The following is a 17673-nucleotide window of genomic DNA, read 5'->3' on the forward strand; positions in this document are numbered from 1 at the left end:
GCGACCCTGATCTAGACCCGGAACCCCCATGTTGTCACTCGCCCTCGTCGCCCTTGTCGAACTCCAGCAGCCGCAGGTTCCGGACGCCGTGCTGCCGGAGGTGGTGGTGACGGGGACCCGGCTGCCGTCCCGAACCGCAACCGAGTCACCCGTTCCCATCGACGTTCTGAGCCGTCAGGACCTGATTTCGACCGGCGCGGTGGGCGGCGAACTGGGGCAGGCGATCAGCGTCCTGGCCCCGTCGTTCAACTTCCCCCGTCAGTCGAATTCGGGCACATCGGACCATATCCGCGCGGGCCAGCTTCGCGGCCTCAGTCCGGACCAGACCCTGGTTCTGGTCAACGGCCGTCGGCGGCATCCGTCAGCGATCGTCAATACGGAGACCAAGATCGGTCGCGGCACGGCGGCGGTCGATCTGAACACCATCCCCCTCGGCGCTGTCGGTCGGGTCGAGGTGCTGCGCGACGGGGCCGGAGCCGTCTATGGCTCAGACGCCATCGCCGGGGTCATCAATGTGATCCTCGACGAGCGTCCGTCGGGATTCGAGATTTCGACCAGCTACGGCTTTCACCGCACGGATGTCGGGGCGATCGGCCAGACCCTGACCGACGGTGAGACCTTCACCCTGTCAGCGTCGGGCGGCATGGCGCTGGGGGATGGCGGCTTCCTGAGGGCCGGTGTCGGCTACCGCGACCGCAAGGCCACCAATCGCGCCGGCTTCGACCAGATTCCGTTCTTCATCGCCGCCACCCCGGCCAATCTGGCGCTGGCGGGACAGCGCAACTATGCGGAAGGCGATCCCGCCGTTGAGGCCCTCGGCCTGTGGTTCAACGCGGCGGTCCCCGTCGCCGGCGGTGAGCTCTATGGCTTCGGCACGGCGGGACACAGCGACACCGAGGGCGCGACCTTCTTCCGCTATCCGGACGGCACCGACAATCTGACGGCGATCTATCCGCAGGGTTTCCTGCCGATCACGACGGGTGAGGACGACGATCTTGCGCTGACGGCGGGCTGGCGCGCGCCGCTCGGAGCCTGGCGCAGCGATATCAGCCTGACTTATGGCCGCAACGAATTCACCTACGGCGTCCGCAACAGCCTCAATGCGTCGCTGGGCACGGCCACGCCGCGCGCGTTCCGGTCGGGCACCTATCTGTTCGATCAGACCAGCACCAATCTGGACCTGACACGCACGGTCCCGATCGGGTCGATCGAAGCCGATGTCGCCACCGGCCTGGAATACCGTCACGAGACCTATGAGACCCGGGCGGGGGATCTCGCCTCCTATGCGGCCGGGCCGCTGGCCCTGGCCATCGGCGCGCAGGGGGCTCCCGGCCTCGATCCGACCGATGAACGCTCGGTGTCGCGCGACGTGGGCGGCGCTTATCTGGAAGTCGGCCTGCGCCCCACCGAGCGGCTCCTGATCGAAGGCGCGGTGCGGGCCGAGACCTACAGTGACTTCGGCGAGACCCTGACCGGCAAGCTGGCCGGGTCCTATGCCTTGAGCCCCACCGTCCATCTGCGCGGCGCGGTCTCCAACAGCGTTCGCGCGCCCTTCCTCGGCCAGACGGCCTTCACCGACCGGACCGTCAATTTCGGCGTGGGGGGCACCCTGGCCAGCACCCGAACCCTGCCGGTCTCCGATCCCATCGCCCGCTCGCTCGGGGCCGAGGATCTGCGCGAGGAGCGGGCCTTCAACCTGTCGGCCGGGGTGACGGCCGCGCCGGTCGTCGGACTGACCCTGTCGCTGGATGCGTTCCGGATTCAGGTCGACGACCGCATCACCCTGTCGGATCGTTTCTTCGGCCAGACGCTCGAAGCCTTCGTCCAGGCCCAACCGGGCGGCACGGGCCTCCAGTCGGTACGCTTCTTCACCAATGCCGTGGACACCGAGACCACCGGCGTCGACGCCGTGGCCAGCTGGCGCATCCCGTTCAGCGCCGGACAGCTGACCCTGGGTGCGGGGTACAGCTATGCCGAAACGGAAATCACCGGCCGCCGCGCCACGCCGGCGGCCCTGCTGGCGCTCGACCCCACCTTCGCCCTGATCGGGGTCGAGGAGATCAACACGCTGGAGGAGGCCGCACCGCGCTGGAAGGCATTGCTCTCAGCTGAATGGACCGCCGACCGCTACCGCCTGCTCGGTCGGCTGAACGGCTATGGCTCGACGGTGCGGGTGTTCAATTTCGGCGGCGGCTTCGAACCCCGCCAGGAATACGGTTCCGAGACCAGCGTGGATCTGGAGGGGGCGTTCGACGTCACTGAAAACCTGACCTGGGCGGCGGGCGTTACCGATCTGCTGGACAACTATCCCGACCGGTCCGACCCGGCGATCAACTATTTCGGCAATCTGCCCTGGGACGTCCTGTCGCCGGTCGGAATCAATGGCCGATTCCTTTACACCCGACTGACAGCGAGGTTCTGAGCATGACTCCCTTCAACAGACGCGGCCTGATCGTGGCCGGTGTCGGCCTGATCGCCGGCCTCGGCGCGAGCCCCGTCCTGGCCCAGACCACGTCGCGCTTCACCGGCCGACAGGCGGGTCAGGCTGTGGCCGATCATGGGGCGTTCGACGCCCTGCTGGGCCGCCGGGCGCGCAACTCCCGCGACGACGTCGTGCGGGTCGATTACGCCGGCTGGCGCGGCTCGGCCGCCGACCGCGCTGCCCTGACCCGCTACATCGACGCCCTGTCGGCACTTGATCCGCTGAGCCTGACCCGGCCCGAGCAGTTCGCCTACTGGGCCAACCTCTACAATGCTGCGACCATCCGGGTGGTGCTGGACGCCTGGCCGGTACGGTCGATCCGCGACATCCGGTCCTCCCTGCTGGTCTCCGGACCTTGGAAGAAGACGGTCACCCGGGTCGGTGGCGTCGACCTGTCGCTGGACGACATCGAGCATGAGATCCTGCGCAAGGGCTGGTCCGATGCGCGCGTCCATTATGCGGTCAACTGCGCCTCGTTCAGCTGTCCCAACCTGCCGCTTCGCGCCTGGCGCGGCGCAGGCCTCGGACCAGCGCTGGACGCCGCTGCGCGCGCCTATGTCAACCATTCACGCGGTGCCACCTTCAACGGGTCGTCGCTGACTGTGTCCTCGATCTACAAATGGTATGCAGCGGACTTCGGTGGCACGGACGCCCGCGTCATCGCCCACCTCACGCAATATGCCGCTGCGCCGCTGGCGGCCCGGCTCGGACAGACCAGCCGCATCGCCGGTGACGACTACAACTGGGCGATCAACGCCACGACAGGAAACTGATGCGCCAGCTCAAACGCTATCTACCCTTGCTGGTCCTCATCATCGTCGTGGTGGCCGTGTTCGCCAGCGGTGTGACCCGCTACCTCAATATCGAGGCCTTGCAGACCCACGAGGCGGCCCTGCGCGCCTTCGTCAGCGATAATCTGATCCTGGCCCTGATCACCTTTATGGCGGTCTACGCCGTGGCCACGGCGGTCAGTTTGCCCGGAGCCCTGATCCTGACCCTGACTGGCGGCTTTCTGTTCGGACCGTGGATCGGCGGCTCGGCCACCGTGGTCGGAGCCACCCTCGGGGCCGTGGCGGTGTTCTATGCTGTCCGTACGTCGCTGGGTGAGGTGTTGCGCCGCCGGGCCGAGGCTTCCGGCGGCAAGCTGAAGGCGGTCATCGACGGCGTTGAGGCCGGGGCCTTCGGCTATATCCTGACCTTGCGTCTGGTGCCGCTGGCCCCGTTCTGGCTGGTCAATATCGCTGCCGCCCTGGCCCATGCGCCGCTACGTGCCTATGCGCTGGCGACCTTTCTCGGCATCATGCCGGCGACCTTCATCTACAGCGGCATCGGTGCCGGGATCGGCGAACTGATCGCGCGCGGCGAGACGCCGGACGCCGGGGTCATCTTCGAACCGATGATCCTCCTGCCGCTGGTGGGTCTCGGCCTGCTGTCGCTCGGGGTCACCCTGTACCAGCGCCGCCGCGCCAAAACCGGAGACGCCCTGTGAACCCGAAAACCCTCAAGGTCGACATGGCCGTTATCGGGGCCGGTTCGGGCGGCCTGTCGGTCGCGGCGGGCGCGGCCCAGCTGGACCTCAAGGTCGTGCTGTTCGAAAAGGGCGAGATGGGTGGCGACTGCCTCAACTACGGCTGCGTCCCGTCCAAGGCCCTGATCGCCGCCGCCAGCGCCGCACATGAGGCCCGCACGGCCGGTGCCCTCGGCGTCTCGACTGGAGCCGTTTCGGTCGACTTCCCAAAGGTCATGGCCCACGTCCACGCCGCCATCGCCGCCATCGCCCCCAATGACAGCCAGTCCCGCTTCGAGGGGTTCGGTGTCCATGTCGTGCGCGAGGCCGCCCGTTTCGCCGATGATCGCACGCTCGTCAGCGACAGTGTCCGCGTCAGGGCCCGCAAGATCGTCGTCGCCACCGGATCACGCGCCGCCGTGCCGCCGATTCCCGGCCTCAACACCGTCCCCTATCTGACCAACGAGAGCCTGTTTGACCTGAAGAAATTGCCTGAGCGCCTGATCGTGCTCGGCGGCGGCCCGATCGGCGTCGAGCTGGGTCAGGCGTTCCGGCGGCTGGGCTCCGAGGTGGTGATCATCGAGGCCGACGCCCTGCTGGGCCGCGAGGATCCCGACGCCGCCGCCGTGGTGCTGGCCCAGCTGCGCGCGGACGGGGTCGAGGTGATGGCCGGCTGCAAGGCGACCCGGGTCGAGGCCGGGCCGACACTGACGATCGAGTGCGATGGTCAGACCCGCACAGTCTCAGGCTCCCATCTGCTCGTCGCCGTCGGTCGCAAGCCCTCGCTGGACGGCCTGGACCTCGACAAGGCCGGGGTCACCACCGACCGCAACGGCATCGTCACCGACAAATCCCTGCGCAGCAGCAACAAGCGCGTCTACGCCGTGGGCGACGCCGCCGGTCGAGGGCAGTTCACCCATCTGGCCGGAGCCCACGCCTCGCTGCTGGTCAGGCGCGCCGTGTTCGCCCTGCCCGTCGACGCCGACGCCCTGCAGGTCCCGCGCGTCACCTATTGTGATCCGGAACTGGCCTCCATCGGTCTCGGCGAGGTCGAAGCCCGCAAGGTTCACGGCGACGACATCCGCGTCGAGACCTTCGACTTCGCCGAGAACGACCGGGCCATCGCCGAGGGCGACACCCGCGGTTTCGGCAAGCTGATCACCACCAAAAAGGGCAAGGTCCTCGGCGTCACCCTGGTCGGGCGTCACGCCGGTGACCATATCCAGCTCTGGTCGCTGGTTCTGTCGGCGGGCCTGAAGCTGAGCCAGCTGACCAGCATGATCGCCCCCTATCCGACCCGCGGCGAGATCGGCAAACGCCTCGCCGGCCAGTGGTATACGCCGGCCCTGTTCTCCGATCGAACGCGCAAACTGGTGTCGGTCCTGAAACGGTTCGCCTGATCAGGGCTTGGGCAGCCAGGCCTCCAGCGGCGCGTAGCCGTCCCGTGCCAGCCCTTCGCCACGGGCAGCCAGATCCGAGTCGTCAAGCACCAGCCCGTGGCCCTCGACGTAGCGGTTCATGAAGTTGAACAGGGCGGCGGTGGTGATGGCGTCATGCAGGGCGCGTTCGTCCCAGCCGGCGGCGAATACCGCCTCGGCATCGCCCCGGACCATCTTCGACGGCGTCAGGGTCAGCTTGCGCAGGAAACGGAACAGCGGCTGCATCCGCGCGTCGGCGGCGGCGCAGTCGGGGTCGTTGACCAGTTCGGTCAGCAGGGTCTCATCAACGCCAAAGGCCCGCGCCGTGGCGGCGTGGACGCCGTGGCAATAGTTGCAGGCGTTGAGGCCCGAGACGAAGGCCGCAATCAGCTCCCGTTCGCCTTCGCTCAGCGGCGACGGTCCGCGCAGCACGGCAGTGTGAAAGGCGATCAACAGTCGCGACGCCTCCGGGTTCAGGGTCATGGCATTGCGCACGGCCGCATCGGGGCCCAGCGAGGGGAAGAAACTCATCGGTGGTCTCCGGGTTGGTCAACATCAGTGCAGGCCTTGATCAAGGCTGCGGGGTCAAAACAGTCGGGCACGGTCATGTTTCCTGTCGCGGAACCGGATCGGCGCGCATGCGTCGGACAAAACCGAGATCAAGATAACGCTTTAGCCGAAGTGATGTCCTGCCCAACGACCAAAACCCGCCCCGGATAGCCAGACCCCGCCCATCGCCGAGGTCCATGATCGACAGCCATCGCCGCTGCGGCCGCCAGGATCGCAGGGGGCGCTCCATACTCAAGGCGGTGAGGTTGTCGAGCAGCACCGGCGCGGCGCGGACACCGAACACGCCTGCAGCCGGTCGGGGATGGTCACGGATCACGGCGCAGTCTCCGGCCGCGAAGATCGTCGGATCGTCCACGGACTGAAGGGTCGGAGCCACCAGCAACCGTCCGCTCTCATCCACCGGCAGGGCCAGGTCAGCGATCAATGGCGGAGCGGCGAGACCGGCCGCCAGTACCAGAACATCACAGGGCAAGGCCCCACCGTCTGCCAGACAACAGGCTTGCGGCTCCCGCCCGACTACCGTGTCGGACCGAAAAGCAACGCCGCGCGCCGCCAGACTCTTCGTCAGCCGGGCCAGCGCGGCCGGCGGCAGGGTCGCACCGAAGGCGGGTGCGACCAGGGTCACGTCCGGACGAACGCCCTGCCGCTCCTGCAGGCCGCACAGACTGGCGGTGATCTCGAGAGCGCTCTGACCCCCGCCGGCGACGACGATCCGGGGTGAGGCTCCGTCGCGGGCGCTGTCCGCCTCGATGCGGGTGCGCAGGGCAAACAGGTTCGCCAGTGGCTTGACCGGCCAGACCCCGGCCTGGGTGGCCAGCTGGTACGGGTCCGCCGCCACGCTGCCAATGTTCAGGGACAACAGATCAAAGGGCTCGGTGGCCCCTCCCGCCAGCGTCAGTACCCGGGCCGTCCGGTCGATCGCCGTGACCGGCTGCGACAGATGACGAACCCTGAACGCCGACGCCAGCGCCACCACATCGATCTCGGCCGCCTCGACCGCCAGCGCGCCCGACAGGACGCCGCTGGCAAGGCCGGAATACTGGAACCGGCGTGGCGCGATCAACGTCACCTCCAGTCCCACCTCGCAGAGCTGAGCGGCTTGCCGAACCAGATGCAGATGGGCGTGGCCGGCACCGACCAGGACCAGTCGGCGGGTGCGCATTCAGGCCGTTCCGCGGATCGGATAGTCCTTGGCGATGATGAATTTCAATCCGTTCAACAGCCCTTCAAGGTCCGGTCGGGCAAAAGGCGCGTTGGAAACATCAACGATCTGGATCGCCCCTTCAGGATTGATGACGAACAGTCCCGGCTCAGCAAAATTGCGGTCGGTCTCCTCGGGTGAGCGCGGCGACGAGACATAGAGGCCGAGTTGCCGCATCTCCGCCTGGCTCAGATCGTAACCCACGGGGAAGGTCCAACCCTCCTCGGACGCCTCCTTGCTCGCGCGTTCTCCCGGGTCCGAGGACAGGGCTGCGACGGCGATCCCCGCCTCGGCAAAACCGGCCTGCAGCCGCTCGAGGGTCTTCAGATAGCTGCGGCACAGCGGGCAGTGAGCACCGCGATAGATCACCAGCAGCCGCCAGCCTTCCATGGCGGCGGGGTTCAGAGACCCTCCGTCGGTCCTGGACCAGGTCAGGGCGGGAAAAGGACTTGCGGCGGGCAGGCGGACGGAGGCGGTGGTCATGCGGTCAACATTCGACTCTGGCGCAGCGCATCGACAGACAGGAGCCGGTCATGGGCGCGAAGCAAAAACAGGGCGATACAGGCCGCCAGCATTGGCCATGCGGCGAAGAAGAGCAGGTTGTCGAAGCCGTCGAGATATTGTCTCCACGACGAAAAGGTCGATCCGGCGTGCATCAGCAGCACGGCACCGTAGGACAGGGTGCGAAACGTTCCCGTGACAAACAGCAGAACGATCACCGCCTGGATAACGCCGAAGACGACGAACACCTCTGACCCTAATGCGGGCAGGCCGTAAAAGTTCTGCAGAACCGCGCCGCTGTGCGCCGGATTGATGAATTTGTCGGCGGTCCACATGGCCATGACCAGGCCAACGCCCAGCCTCAGCAGCAAAAGGGACAGATCAAGATGACGAACGGTCGGGCTCATGAGGTCTCCATCATCGGCCGGGAACGGCCACGGGGCCTATTCGTCGGACAGGGATCAAAGGTTACATCGCAGCGAGCACGTCGGTACCTCAGGCTGCCAATTCGGCCGAGACCCGCGCGAGATAGGCCTCGATCCGTTTACCGTTGGCACCCAGATCACTCAGTCCGACACGGGAAATTGAACGCACGTCGATCCGGGAACCCGCACCGTCGGGTGTCGGACGCACCCGGATGATGACGTCATCCTTGAAGCCGAACCAGAAGGTCTCGGCGGTCGCCTCGATCACACCGCCGGCTTCTTCTTCAGTGACAAGTGTCCAACCCGTGTCCTGAGCCGCCTTGCGGGCCGCCGCAAAGGCCGCGGCGGGCGTGACCCTGGCCTCGACCGTCCGCACCGCCGGATAGGCCTCCTGCCCGACCTGACCCAGGCTCCGTTCGCCGAAACGGGCGAAGCGGGGTCCCTGATAGGCGTCCGCGGTGGTCAGGGGCACGGTCATGTCCAGCACGGGATTGGCCTCCTCTGCCGTCCGCAGGGCCAACAGGCGCGCACTCGGTGCCGGAGGGTCGACGATATCGGTGGCGACGTCGTGGATCGGCGGGATATCAGCCGACTGGGACCGGACCCAGCCCATATAGGCAAAACCCACGAGTGGAATGAGCACGGCGATCACGGCCGCCTGCCATCCGCGGCGCGGCCTGCGGATCAGCACGGCGATCAACGCCACCACCGCGATCACCGCAGAGGCGATCAGCAGGCGCGGCCCCCACTGTACGATCAACACGCCGAGGCCGAGCCGCCATGGCCACAGTCCGAACTTCACCCCCAGGGCCGCGACCATGAACCAGACCGGCACCAGCAGCGACACGGTCAGGGCGAGGCCCGCGAATTTCGATCGTCCGGACATGGTCAGTTCCCCTGTGCCCCCGCAGCGTTCCACGTTATCCGCCGGCGCGCCAGCATCTGCCTTTTAACGAGGACCTGAAACCTTCCGAGCCCCTCTGACGAATATTAGACACGAGACGCTGGGAGGCGTGCACCGCGACTGTCACAAGGGACATCATGACGACACTGACCGCATCGCCCTTCGCCACCCGGCGCGACATCGCCGGCCCCGGCCGTTTCGAGGACCCCTTCGTCACAGCTGACGGATCGCGCCGGGCGTCGGTGGCGCAGACGCAGCTCGAGACCCTGTGGTTCAACACCGGCACGCTCTGCAATATCGCCTGCGCCAATTGCTATATCGAGAGCTCGCCGACCAATGACGCCCTGACGTATCTGACGGTCGAGGACGTGACCCCCTATCTGGCCGAGATCGCCGATACGTGCCTGCCGACCCGGGAGATCGGCTTCACCGGCGGCGAGCCGTTCATGAACCCCGGCATCCTGACGATGCTCGAGCTGGCCCTGGGGGCGGGACACGAGGCGCTGGTCCTGACCAACGCCATGCGACCGATGGTGCGCTGGGGTGACCGGCTGGCCGATCTGGCCGCCGCCCACCGCGAGCGGCTGACCTTTCGCGTCAGCCTCGATCACCACAGCGGGACCGTCCACGACGCCGAGCGCGGGGCCGGATCGTGGGACACCGCCTGGAAGGGTCTGGACTGGCTGGCCGCGCGCGATCTGCGCATCGCCATCGCCGGTCGCCGACTGGCCGACGAAACCGAGGCGGCGGCGCGGGCGGCCTATGCTGATCTGTTCCAGTCGCGCGGCCTACCCGTGGATGCCGGCGACCCGGCGGCGTTGGTGCTGTTTCCCGAGATGGAGGCGGACCGCGCCGTGCCGGAAATCACCGAGGCTTGCTGGGCCATTCTCGACCGGGCACCCAAGCAGATGATGTGCGCCACCAGCCGGATGATCGTGCGCCGCAAGGGCGCGGTCGAGGCCGCCGTCGTCGCCTGCACCCTGACGCCCCATGACCCGCAGTTCGAACTGGGGCGGACGCTCGAGGACGCCTCCGGGGCGGTCCAGCTCAACCATCCCTTCTGTGCCCAGTTCTGCGTTCTGGGGGGTGCCAGTTGCAGCGCCGCATGACGACGTCCCGCCCCCCACTGGAAGCGCTGGACGTGATCATCCCCGTACTCAACGGCGGCCCGCGTCTGGCCGAAACCCTGAAAGCGCTTCCTCCTGTGCATCAGGTCATCGTCGTCGACGGCGGTTCGACCGATGGCTCCGAAGTCCTCGCTGCCGCCCACGGTGCCAGCATCCTGTCTTCAGCACCCGCACGGGGGGGGCAGTTGGCCCTGGGGGCCGAGGCCTCCACTGCGCCGTGGCTGCTGTTCCTGCACGCCGACACCCGGCTGGATAATGCCGCATGGGCGGCCGTGGCTGCCTATGTCACGCGACCGGATGCCGGAGCCCGCGCCGCCGTCTTCCGCCTCAAGCTCGATGATCCGGCCTGGCAGGCGCGGGTGCTGGAGCGGGCAGTCCGGCTCCGTGTCGCCCTGCTGTCCCTGCCCTACGGCGACCAGGGCCTGCTTATCCATCGCGACCTCTACGCGGCGATCGGCGGGTTCGCCACCCTGCCATTGATGGAGGATGTCGATCTGGTGCGCCGACTGGGCCGGCGACGCCTCTGTCTGCTCGACGGCACCGCCGAGACCTCGGCCGAGCGCTGGCGGCGGCGCGGCTGGATCCGCCAGACCGCCCGCAATCTGCGCTGCCTCGCCCTCTATTTCCTGGGCGTGCCCCCGACCCGGATCGCGACCCTCTATGGCCGCTGATCCGACCGGGCAGCATCTGGTGTTGTTCGCGCGCCAACCCCGCTACGGCGTGGGCAAGCGCCGCCTCGCCGCCGACGTCGGCGATCTGGAGGCACTGAGGTTCGCGCGAGCCTCGCTGGACCGCCTCCGTCGCACACTCGGCACCGATCCGCGCTGGACCCTGTGGCTCGCCGTCTCGCCGGATCGACCGACCGGCTGGGCCGCGCCGGCCCGGGTGATCGCCCAGGGGCCAGGCAATCTCGGCGACAGGCTGGACCGCGTGGTCCGCACCCTGCCGCCGGGGCCGGTGGTCATCCTCGGGGCCGACACCCCGACCGTGACGCGTCAGGATGTGGCCGACGCCTTCGCCGCACTGGGGGCCCACGACGCCGTGTTCGGTCCGGCGCGCGACGGCGGCTACTGGTTGATCGGCCTGCGCCGTCGGCCGCGCCAGCATCTGCCGTTTGCCAGGGTTCGCTGGTCGACTGAGCATGCCTTGACCGACACCATGGCGGCGATGGGTGCGCGCGCGACGGCCCTGCTGCGGGTGCAGGAAGACATCGACGACGGCCCCTCGCTGCGGCGCTATCTCAGCGGTTCGCGGCGGGGCTGAACAGCCGCGGACAAATACCCGCCAGCTTCGCCGCCAGCGCCGGGTCCCGAACCGCAGGGTCGGTGACCACCGCCCGGTCCAGCCCGCTGTCGATCGGCGAGACAGGCCGGGTCTGGGGCAGGGCACGCACAAGTTCGCCCAGCATGCGCCGCGCCGTCTCGGCATTGCCCCGCATCGTGGCCAGAATTTCGGCCACCTCGACATGGGCCGTCTCTTCACGCCAGCAATCATAGTCGGTGACCATGCAGACGCTGGCGTAGGGCAGCTCCGCCTCACGCGCCAGACGCGCCTCGGGCATCGCCGTCATCCCGATCACCGAACAACCCCAACTGCGGAACAGCTCGCTCTCGGCCCGGGTCGAGAACTGCGGCCCCTCGATCGCGAGATAGGTGCCGCCCTCGACCGTCGTCGCTCCCGCCGCCCGCGCTGCGGTCACGGCAGCGGACGACAACACCGGACAGACCGGATCGGCCAACGATACATGGGCGACGAGGCCGGGGCCGAAGAAGGATGACGGTCGCGCCACGGTCCGGTCGATGAACTGATCGACCACGACGAAGGTCCCGGGCGGCAGCTCCTCACGCAGCGATCCCACTGCCGAGATCGAGATCAGGTCGGTGCAGCCGGCCCGCTTCAGCACATCGATATTGGCGCGGGCGTTGATATCCCCGGGCGGCAGGCGGTGCCCCTGTCCATGGCGGGGCAGGAAGACGAGACGGACTCCATCCAGCGTACCGGTCACCAGATCATCAGACGGCGCGCCCCACGGGGACTCCAACCGAAGCGTCTTGCGGTCGGTCAGGCCGTCAAGGTCGTACAGCCCCGATCCACCGATGACGCCGATCACCCAATCCTTCATGCCGCCTGTCCTCTTTGAGCCGTCGCAGTCGTTGGTACTTCGCCCGGGTCCCGCAGGACAGACTCATCTCCAACATCCTGAAGGCGGTGTCGACGGACCATGATCGATCAGCGCCGATGAGTCTTTCGCGCCGGGGTACCGGTCAGCGATCATCGCGACGAGGTCAGAAGGACGGTGGGGTGCAGGCGCTGACGACCACGCAAGGCTCACGGCCGGGATTGCGGAACCGGTGGGGCAACTGGCTGGAAAACAGATAACCGTCCCCCGCTTTCAGCACCCGGATCTGATCGTCGACTGTCACTTCCAGCCGACCGGCGATGATCAGCCCGCCTTCCTCGCCCTCATGCGACAGCGGTACCCGCCCACTGTCCGCACCCGGCTGATAGGTCTCGTGGAGAATTTGCAGGCTGGTCGGCTGGCCGTGTCCCAGCTGCCGGTAACAGACATCGCCCTTGGATATTTCCATCAGCTCTTCGTTGCGGAAGAACACCTTCGGCCGCAGATCTGACTCCTGGCTGAAGAATTCTCCCAGCGACAGGCCGGCGGCGTCGAGCAGACGTTTCAGCGAGCCGACCGACGGGCTCGATTTGCCGCTTTCGATCAGGGAAACGGTGCTGGACGGCACCCCCGCCTTTCTGGCCAGGGCGCGCTGACTCAGTCCCAGCTTGGCCCTCAATAGCTGCAGCTTGGGGCCGACGATATTGTCTACGTGCTCCACTGTGTCCCGCCTCAGCGCTCCCCGTGCAACAGGCCGTAGGCGGCACGCGCCATCACCTGGGCTGCCGCGACCATGTCGTCGATGCCGACCCATTCGTCGGGCTGGTGCGCCAGATCGAGGACGCCCGGCCCGTAAGCGATGCAGTCCTTAAGCTTGCCGATCCGGTCGACGTGCTTCTGGTCATAGGTGCCCGGCGAGCAGACGAACTGGGCCTTGCGCCCCAGCACCGTCTCGATGGCGCGTGCCGTGATGCTGGCCACAGGACCGTCGCGGTCCGCCATGCTGGGCGCGACCTGGAACAGGTCCTTGATATGGTATTTGAACTCCGGCCGGGTTGCCGCCAGTTCGTCCAGCAGAGCCACGACCTCGCCCCGGACGTCCTCAAGGCTTTCCTCAATCAGGAAGCGACGATCGATGATCATCCGTGAGGAGTCGGCGACGCACGGCGCGGGCAGTCCCTCGAACGCCTCGCCCTGGCCACCGTGGATCGAGTTGATGTTCATCGTCGACTGCCGGGCCCCTTCGGGCACCACCGGCATGTCCGAATGGCGCAGGGCCATGGCCGGATAGAGCTTGTCTTCGAACGACTGCATCACCGCATTCATGTGGCGGATGGCGGAGTCGCCGAGGAAGGGCATGGAGCCGTGGGCGATCCGCCCCTTGGTCTCGATCTCGGCCCACCACACGCCCCGGTGGCCGATGCACACGCGGTCGACATTCAGCGGTTCGGGAATGATCACATGATCGACGCGCGGCTTCGAGAACCAGCCGCGCTCGGCCAGATAGGCCACGCCGCCATAACCGCCCGACTCCTCGTCGACCGTGCCGGAAATCTCCAGCGCACCGGGCAGGTCGAGACCGGAATCGACCAGGGCCTCGACCGCGATAATTGAGGACGCCAGCCCGCCCTTCATGTCGCAGGCCCCACGGCCATAGACCTTGCCGTCCTTCACCTCGCCGCCGAACGGATCAACCGTCCAGCCCGCGCCGGTTTCGACCACATCGATATGGCTGTTGAAATGCACGCAGGGCCCGGGGCGCGATCCCTCGCGACGCGCAACAACGTTGATGCGCGGATACTGGTCGGAGTCCCCGGGTGCACCGAGCGCGCGCACATATTCCACCTGGAAGCCGCGCTTCCTCAGCCGGTCGCCGATGTATTCGGCGCAGGGGCGATAGGCCTCGCCCGGCGGGTTGACAGTCGGAAACCGGATCAAATCCTGGGTCAGGGCGACCAATTCCTCGGTCCGTCCTGCGATGCTGTCCATCAGCTCGGTCAAATCGCGGGTGCTCATCGGTCGAACCTCATTTTTTGGTGTCAGGCGAAAGGGTATCGAGGGCGGTCAGCACCGCATCGGTCATCTCAATGGTCGAGACCGCGTCGACGCCGGGCGCGGCGATATCCGGCGTGCGCACGCCCGACGCCACGACCCGGCGCACCGCCAGCTCGAGCAGGTCGGCCGCCTCGGGCGCATTGAACGAATGCCGCAGGGCCATGCCGAACGACAGGATGGTGCCGATCGGATTGGCCTTGCCGGTTCCGGCAATGTCGGGTGCGGAGCCGTGGATCGGCTCATACAGCGCCCGGCTGCGGCCCGGATTGTCCAGCCCGGCCAGCGAGGCCGACGGCAACAGCCCCAGCGACCCGGTCAGGGCGGCGGCGGCGTCGGACAGAATATCGCCGAACAGATTGTCGGTGACGATGACATCAAACTGTTTGGGCCGTCGTACCAGCTGCATGGCGCAATTGTCGGCGTACATGTGGCTCAGCGCGACGTCGGGATATTGGGCCCCGACCTCGGTCGCCACCGTCCGCCACAGCGCCCCGGTCTCCATCACATTGGCCTTGTCGACCGAACAGACCCGGCCGCTGCGACCGCGGGCGAGCTCAAAGGCCGTCCGGCAGACCCGGGCGATCTCCGCCTCGGTATAGGCCTGAGTGTCATAAGCGCGGCGCTGGCCGTCGGGACCGGTCTCGGTGGCGCGCGGCAGGCTGAAATAGACCCCCGCCGTCGCCTCACGCACGATCATGATATCCAGACCGGCGATCAGCTCAGGCTTTACCGCCGAGGCGTCGAGCAGTTCGTCGAAACACACTGCGGGGCGAAGATTGGCGTAGAGGTCCATCGTCTGACGCAGCCTCAGTATGCCCATCTCGGGCCGCCGGGCGCGCGGCAGGGCGTCCCATTTCGGTCCCCCGACCGCCCCGAACAGCACGGCGTCCGAGGCCACGGCCTGATCGACCACCGCCTGGGTGATCGGCTCGCCGGTCGCATCGATCGACGCGCCCCCGGCCAGACCCTCGACGACCTCGAAGCGGAAACCCTGTGTCGCCTCGAACCAGCGCATCACCCTCAGGGTCTGGCTGACGATCTCGGGCCCTATGCCGTCGCCGGGCAGGACCAGAACGCGAAACGTTTTGGCGTCAGATGCAGCGGCCACCGTCCACCTCCAGCGCCACGCCGGTGATCATCGAGGCGTCGTCCGAACACAGGAAGGCCGCCGCCGCGCCCATGTCGGCCGGGGTCGAGAACCGGCCCAGCGGGATCGACGACAGGAATTTGGCCCGGACCTCGGGTGTGTCCTCGCCCATAAAGGTCTTCAGCAGCGGCGTTTCGCCGGCCACCGGGTTCAGCGCATTGACCCGGATCTGCGACGCGGCCAGTTCGACCGCCATGGCCCGGGTCGCGGTGATCACCCAGCCCTTGGAGGCATTGTACCAGGTCAGGTTCGGTCGCGGACTGACCCCGCCGGTCGAGGCGATATTCAGGATCGCGCCGCCGCCCGCCGACTTCATCACCGGCACGACCTCACGCGCCAGCAGATAGATGGCCTTGGCATTGACCGAAAAGATGCGGTCGAATTCTTCTTCCGACAGGGTTTCCATCGGCTGGGGCGTGTGTCCCACCCCGGCATTATTGACCAGGATGTCGAGCCGCCCGGTCAGCTCCAGGGTCTGCTCGACCAGGCCTACGACATCGGCGGCATTGGCCACGTCGACGCGAAGACCCAGCGACGCATCACCCAGCTCTTCCGCCAGCGCCCGGGCCGCCTCTCCATTGCGATCGGCGACGACGACGCGCGCGCCCTCCTCCGCGAAACGGCGCACAATGCCCTCCCCAAAGCCGGAAGCCCCTCCGGTCACGATCGCGGTCTTGCCTTGCAGTTTCATGGTCATCCTAACCGTGATGGGCCGCGACGGTCTTGAGGGTGGAGAAGCCGTACAGCGCCTCGAACCCCTTCTCGCGTCCGTGGCCCGATTTGCCGACACCGCCGAACGGCAGTTCCACACCGCCGGCCGCGCCGTAGTTGTTGAGGAAGACCTGTCCGGCATGCAGGCGTTTGGCCATCCGCATCTGGCGTCCGCCATCGGCGGTCCAGACCCCGGCCACCAGCCCGAAGGCCGTGCCGTTGGCGATGGCCACGGCCTCGTCTTCCGTGTCAAACGGAATGACGACGACGGCGGGTCCGAAGATCTCTTCCTGCGCCAGACGATGATCCGGTGTCACATTGGCGAACAGGGTCGGCGGTACGTAGTGACCGTCGGCGGGCGCGTCCGGTGACACCCGCCCCTCGGCGACGATCAGACCCTCCTGCCGCCCAAGCTCCAGATAGGCCGAGACCATGGCCTTCTGTTTGGCGGAAATCAGCGGGCCGAGATCGTGATCGGCCAGGGCCGGTCCGGCCGTCAGCGTCTGATAGCGTTCGACCAATTTTGCCAGCAGCCGGTCATGGACCCCGCGCTGGATCAGAATGCGCGAACCCGCCGAACAGGTCTGGCCGGCATTCTGGATTCCCGCGTTGACGAGGAAGGGCAGCGCCTTGTCCAGATCGGCATCGTCGAACACGATCTGCGGCGACTTGCCGCCCAGCTCCAGCGTGACCGGCACAGCATTGTCTGCCGCCGCCTTCTGAATTTCCACCCCGACCCCGGTCGAGCCGGTAAAGGACACATGGTTGACGTCGCGGTGCCCGGCCAGGGCCGCGCCGACGACCGCCCCCAGCCCCGTCACCACGTTCAGCGCCCCGGCCGGCAGGCCCGCCTCGGTCGCGATCCGGGCGAAGGCCATTGATGTCAGCGACGCCTGCTCGGCCGGCTTCAGCACCGCCGCATTGCCCATGACCAGCGCCGCCGTCACCGACCGGCCGATGATCTGCATAGGATAGTTCCATGGGATGATGTGGCCCGTCACCCCGTGCGGCTCGCGCAGGGTGTAGACTGTGTACCCGGCCTGGAACGGTATGGTCTCGCCGTGGATCTTGTCGGCGGCACCGGCGTAGAATTCCAGGTACCGGGCCAAGGCCACAACGTCAGCCCGTGCCTGTTTCAGCGGCTTGCCGACGTCGCGGGCCTCGAGGTGGGCCAGATCGTCAATCTGCTCCAGCACGGCATGGCCGATGCGCGCCAGGACCCGGCCGCGCTCGAACGCCGGCATCGCCCCCCACTCACCCGCCAGCGCCGCGCGCGCTGCGGCCACCGCAGCATCGACATCGCGCGCGGTTCCGGCGGCGATGTGGGCGAAGGTCTCGCCGCTCGAGGGATCCTCGACCGGCAGCGTCTGCCCGGCGTCAGCATCACGCCACTGGCCGTCGATCAGAATTTGGGGTGCTGGAATACGAAAAGTCATTGGACCGCGATTGGGCTCCATTGCGTCAGACACAACAAGTCCTTTTCTGAACTTCCTCAAGCCATTGAAT

The 17673-nt window shown here is 67.3% G+C and carries 18 protein-coding genes; 7 read left to right on the plus strand and 11 right to left on the minus strand.

Annotated elements, in window-relative coordinates; genetic code table 11:
- Positions 1-28 precede the first annotated feature (28 nt).
- From AAC067_RS09645 to AAC067_RS09660, 4 genes are read left to right on the plus strand one after another with little or no spacing between them, the layout of a single operon-like run.
- Positions 29-2422, plus strand: a complete 2394-nt coding sequence (locus AAC067_RS09645; protein WP_339931932.1) for a TonB-dependent receptor — start codon at positions 29-31, stop codon at positions 2420-2422.
- Between the two features lie 2 nt (positions 2423-2424).
- Positions 2425-3255, plus strand: a complete 831-nt coding sequence (locus tag AAC067_RS09650) for a DUF547 domain-containing protein (RefSeq protein WP_339931934.1) — start codon at positions 2425-2427, stop codon at positions 3253-3255.
- On the plus strand, positions 3255-3971 hold the full coding sequence (locus AAC067_RS09655; protein ID WP_339931936.1) for a TVP38/TMEM64 family protein: 717 nt from the start codon (positions 3255-3257) through the stop codon (positions 3969-3971). The genes AAC067_RS09650 and AAC067_RS09655 overlap by 1 nt, the downstream gene beginning before the upstream one ends.
- Positions 3968-5389 carry an FAD-dependent oxidoreductase gene (locus AAC067_RS09660; RefSeq protein ID WP_339931938.1) on the plus strand — a complete coding sequence of 474 codons (1422 nt, stop codon included), beginning with the start codon at positions 3968-3970 and terminating at the stop codon, positions 5387-5389. Before AAC067_RS09655 ends, AAC067_RS09660 begins: the two co-directional genes overlap by 4 nt.
- Here the strand turns inward: AAC067_RS09660 and AAC067_RS09665 are convergent, their stop codons facing one another.
- From AAC067_RS09665 to AAC067_RS09685, 5 genes are all read right to left on the minus strand, one after another.
- Positions 5390-5938: a peroxidase-related enzyme gene (locus tag AAC067_RS09665; RefSeq protein ID WP_339931940.1), complete on the minus strand. Its 549-nt coding sequence runs from the start codon at positions 5936-5938 to the stop codon at positions 5390-5392.
- A 73-nt stretch (positions 5939-6011) separates the two neighbouring features.
- Entirely contained in the window at positions 6012-7139 is a 1128-nt protein-coding gene (locus AAC067_RS09670; RefSeq protein ID WP_339931941.1) for an FAD-dependent oxidoreductase, read from the minus strand.
- Entirely contained in the window at positions 7140-7661 is a 522-nt protein-coding gene (locus AAC067_RS09675; RefSeq protein WP_339931943.1) for a redoxin domain-containing protein, read from the minus strand. It lies immediately after the preceding gene.
- On the minus strand, positions 7658-8086 hold the full coding sequence (locus tag AAC067_RS09680; protein ID WP_339931945.1) for a hypothetical protein: 429 nt from the start codon (positions 8084-8086) through the stop codon (positions 7658-7660). Before AAC067_RS09680 ends, AAC067_RS09675 begins: the two co-directional genes overlap by 4 nt.
- Before the next feature lie 88 nt (positions 8087-8174).
- On the minus strand, positions 8175-8990 hold the full coding sequence (locus AAC067_RS09685) for a DUF1499 domain-containing protein (RefSeq protein WP_339931947.1): 816 nt from the start codon (positions 8988-8990) through the stop codon (positions 8175-8177).
- 155 nt (positions 8991-9145) lie between these two features.
- Between AAC067_RS09685 and AAC067_RS09690 the strand changes: the two genes are divergently transcribed.
- Genes AAC067_RS09690 through AAC067_RS09700 form a run of 3 tightly spaced genes read left to right on the plus strand, consistent with a single transcriptional unit; the run spans position 9146 to position 11398 of the window.
- On the plus strand, positions 9146-10117 hold the full coding sequence (locus tag AAC067_RS09690) for a radical SAM protein (protein WP_339931949.1): 972 nt from the start codon (positions 9146-9148) through the stop codon (positions 10115-10117).
- Positions 10114-10806: a TIGR04283 family arsenosugar biosynthesis glycosyltransferase gene (locus tag AAC067_RS09695; protein WP_339931951.1), complete on the plus strand. Its 693-nt coding sequence runs from the start codon at positions 10114-10116 to the stop codon at positions 10804-10806. The genes AAC067_RS09690 and AAC067_RS09695 overlap by 4 nt, the downstream gene beginning before the upstream one ends.
- A complete protein-coding gene (locus AAC067_RS09700; protein ID WP_339931953.1) occupies positions 10796-11398 on the plus strand; it encodes a TIGR04282 family arsenosugar biosynthesis glycosyltransferase in 603 nt (200 codons plus the stop codon). The genes AAC067_RS09695 and AAC067_RS09700 overlap by 11 nt, the downstream gene beginning before the upstream one ends.
- On the opposite strand, the gene mtnP is transcribed toward AAC067_RS09700, so the two are convergent.
- The 6 genes from mtnP to AAC067_RS09730 form a co-directional block, all read right to left on the minus strand.
- Positions 11376-12257, minus strand: a complete 882-nt coding sequence (gene mtnP / locus AAC067_RS09705) for an S-methyl-5'-thioadenosine phosphorylase (protein WP_339931955.1) — start codon at positions 12255-12257, stop codon at positions 11376-11378. The two genes, AAC067_RS09700 and mtnP, sit on opposite strands and share 23 nt — an antisense overlap.
- Before the next feature lie 163 nt (positions 12258-12420).
- A complete protein-coding gene (locus tag AAC067_RS09710; protein WP_339931957.1) occupies positions 12421-12975 on the minus strand; it encodes a cupin domain-containing protein in 555 nt (184 codons plus the stop codon).
- A gap of 11 nt (positions 12976-12986) precedes the next feature.
- Positions 12987-14270 carry an acetylornithine deacetylase/succinyl-diaminopimelate desuccinylase family protein gene (locus AAC067_RS09715; RefSeq protein WP_339931959.1) on the minus strand — a complete coding sequence of 428 codons (1284 nt, stop codon included), beginning with the start codon at positions 14268-14270 and terminating at the stop codon, positions 12987-12989.
- Positions 14271-14280: 10 nt separating this feature from the next.
- Positions 14281-15417: a 3-isopropylmalate dehydrogenase gene (leuB, locus tag AAC067_RS09720; protein ID WP_339931961.1), complete on the minus strand. Its 1137-nt coding sequence runs from the start codon at positions 15415-15417 to the stop codon at positions 14281-14283.
- Positions 15401-16147 carry an SDR family oxidoreductase gene (locus AAC067_RS09725; RefSeq protein ID WP_339931963.1) on the minus strand — a complete coding sequence of 249 codons (747 nt, stop codon included), beginning with the start codon at positions 16145-16147 and terminating at the stop codon, positions 15401-15403. Before AAC067_RS09725 ends, leuB begins: the two co-directional genes overlap by 17 nt.
- Before the next feature lie 7 nt (positions 16148-16154).
- The gene (locus AAC067_RS09730; RefSeq protein WP_339931965.1) at positions 16155-17603 is read right to left on the minus strand and encodes an aldehyde dehydrogenase family protein; all 1449 of its coding nucleotides are present in this window, start codon (positions 17601-17603) and stop codon (positions 16155-16157) included.
- Positions 17604-17673 lie beyond the last annotated feature (70 nt).

This window comes from uncultured Brevundimonas sp. (assembly GCF_963977465.1).
Taxonomy (GTDB): Bacteria; Pseudomonadota; Alphaproteobacteria; order Caulobacterales; family Caulobacteraceae; genus Brevundimonas.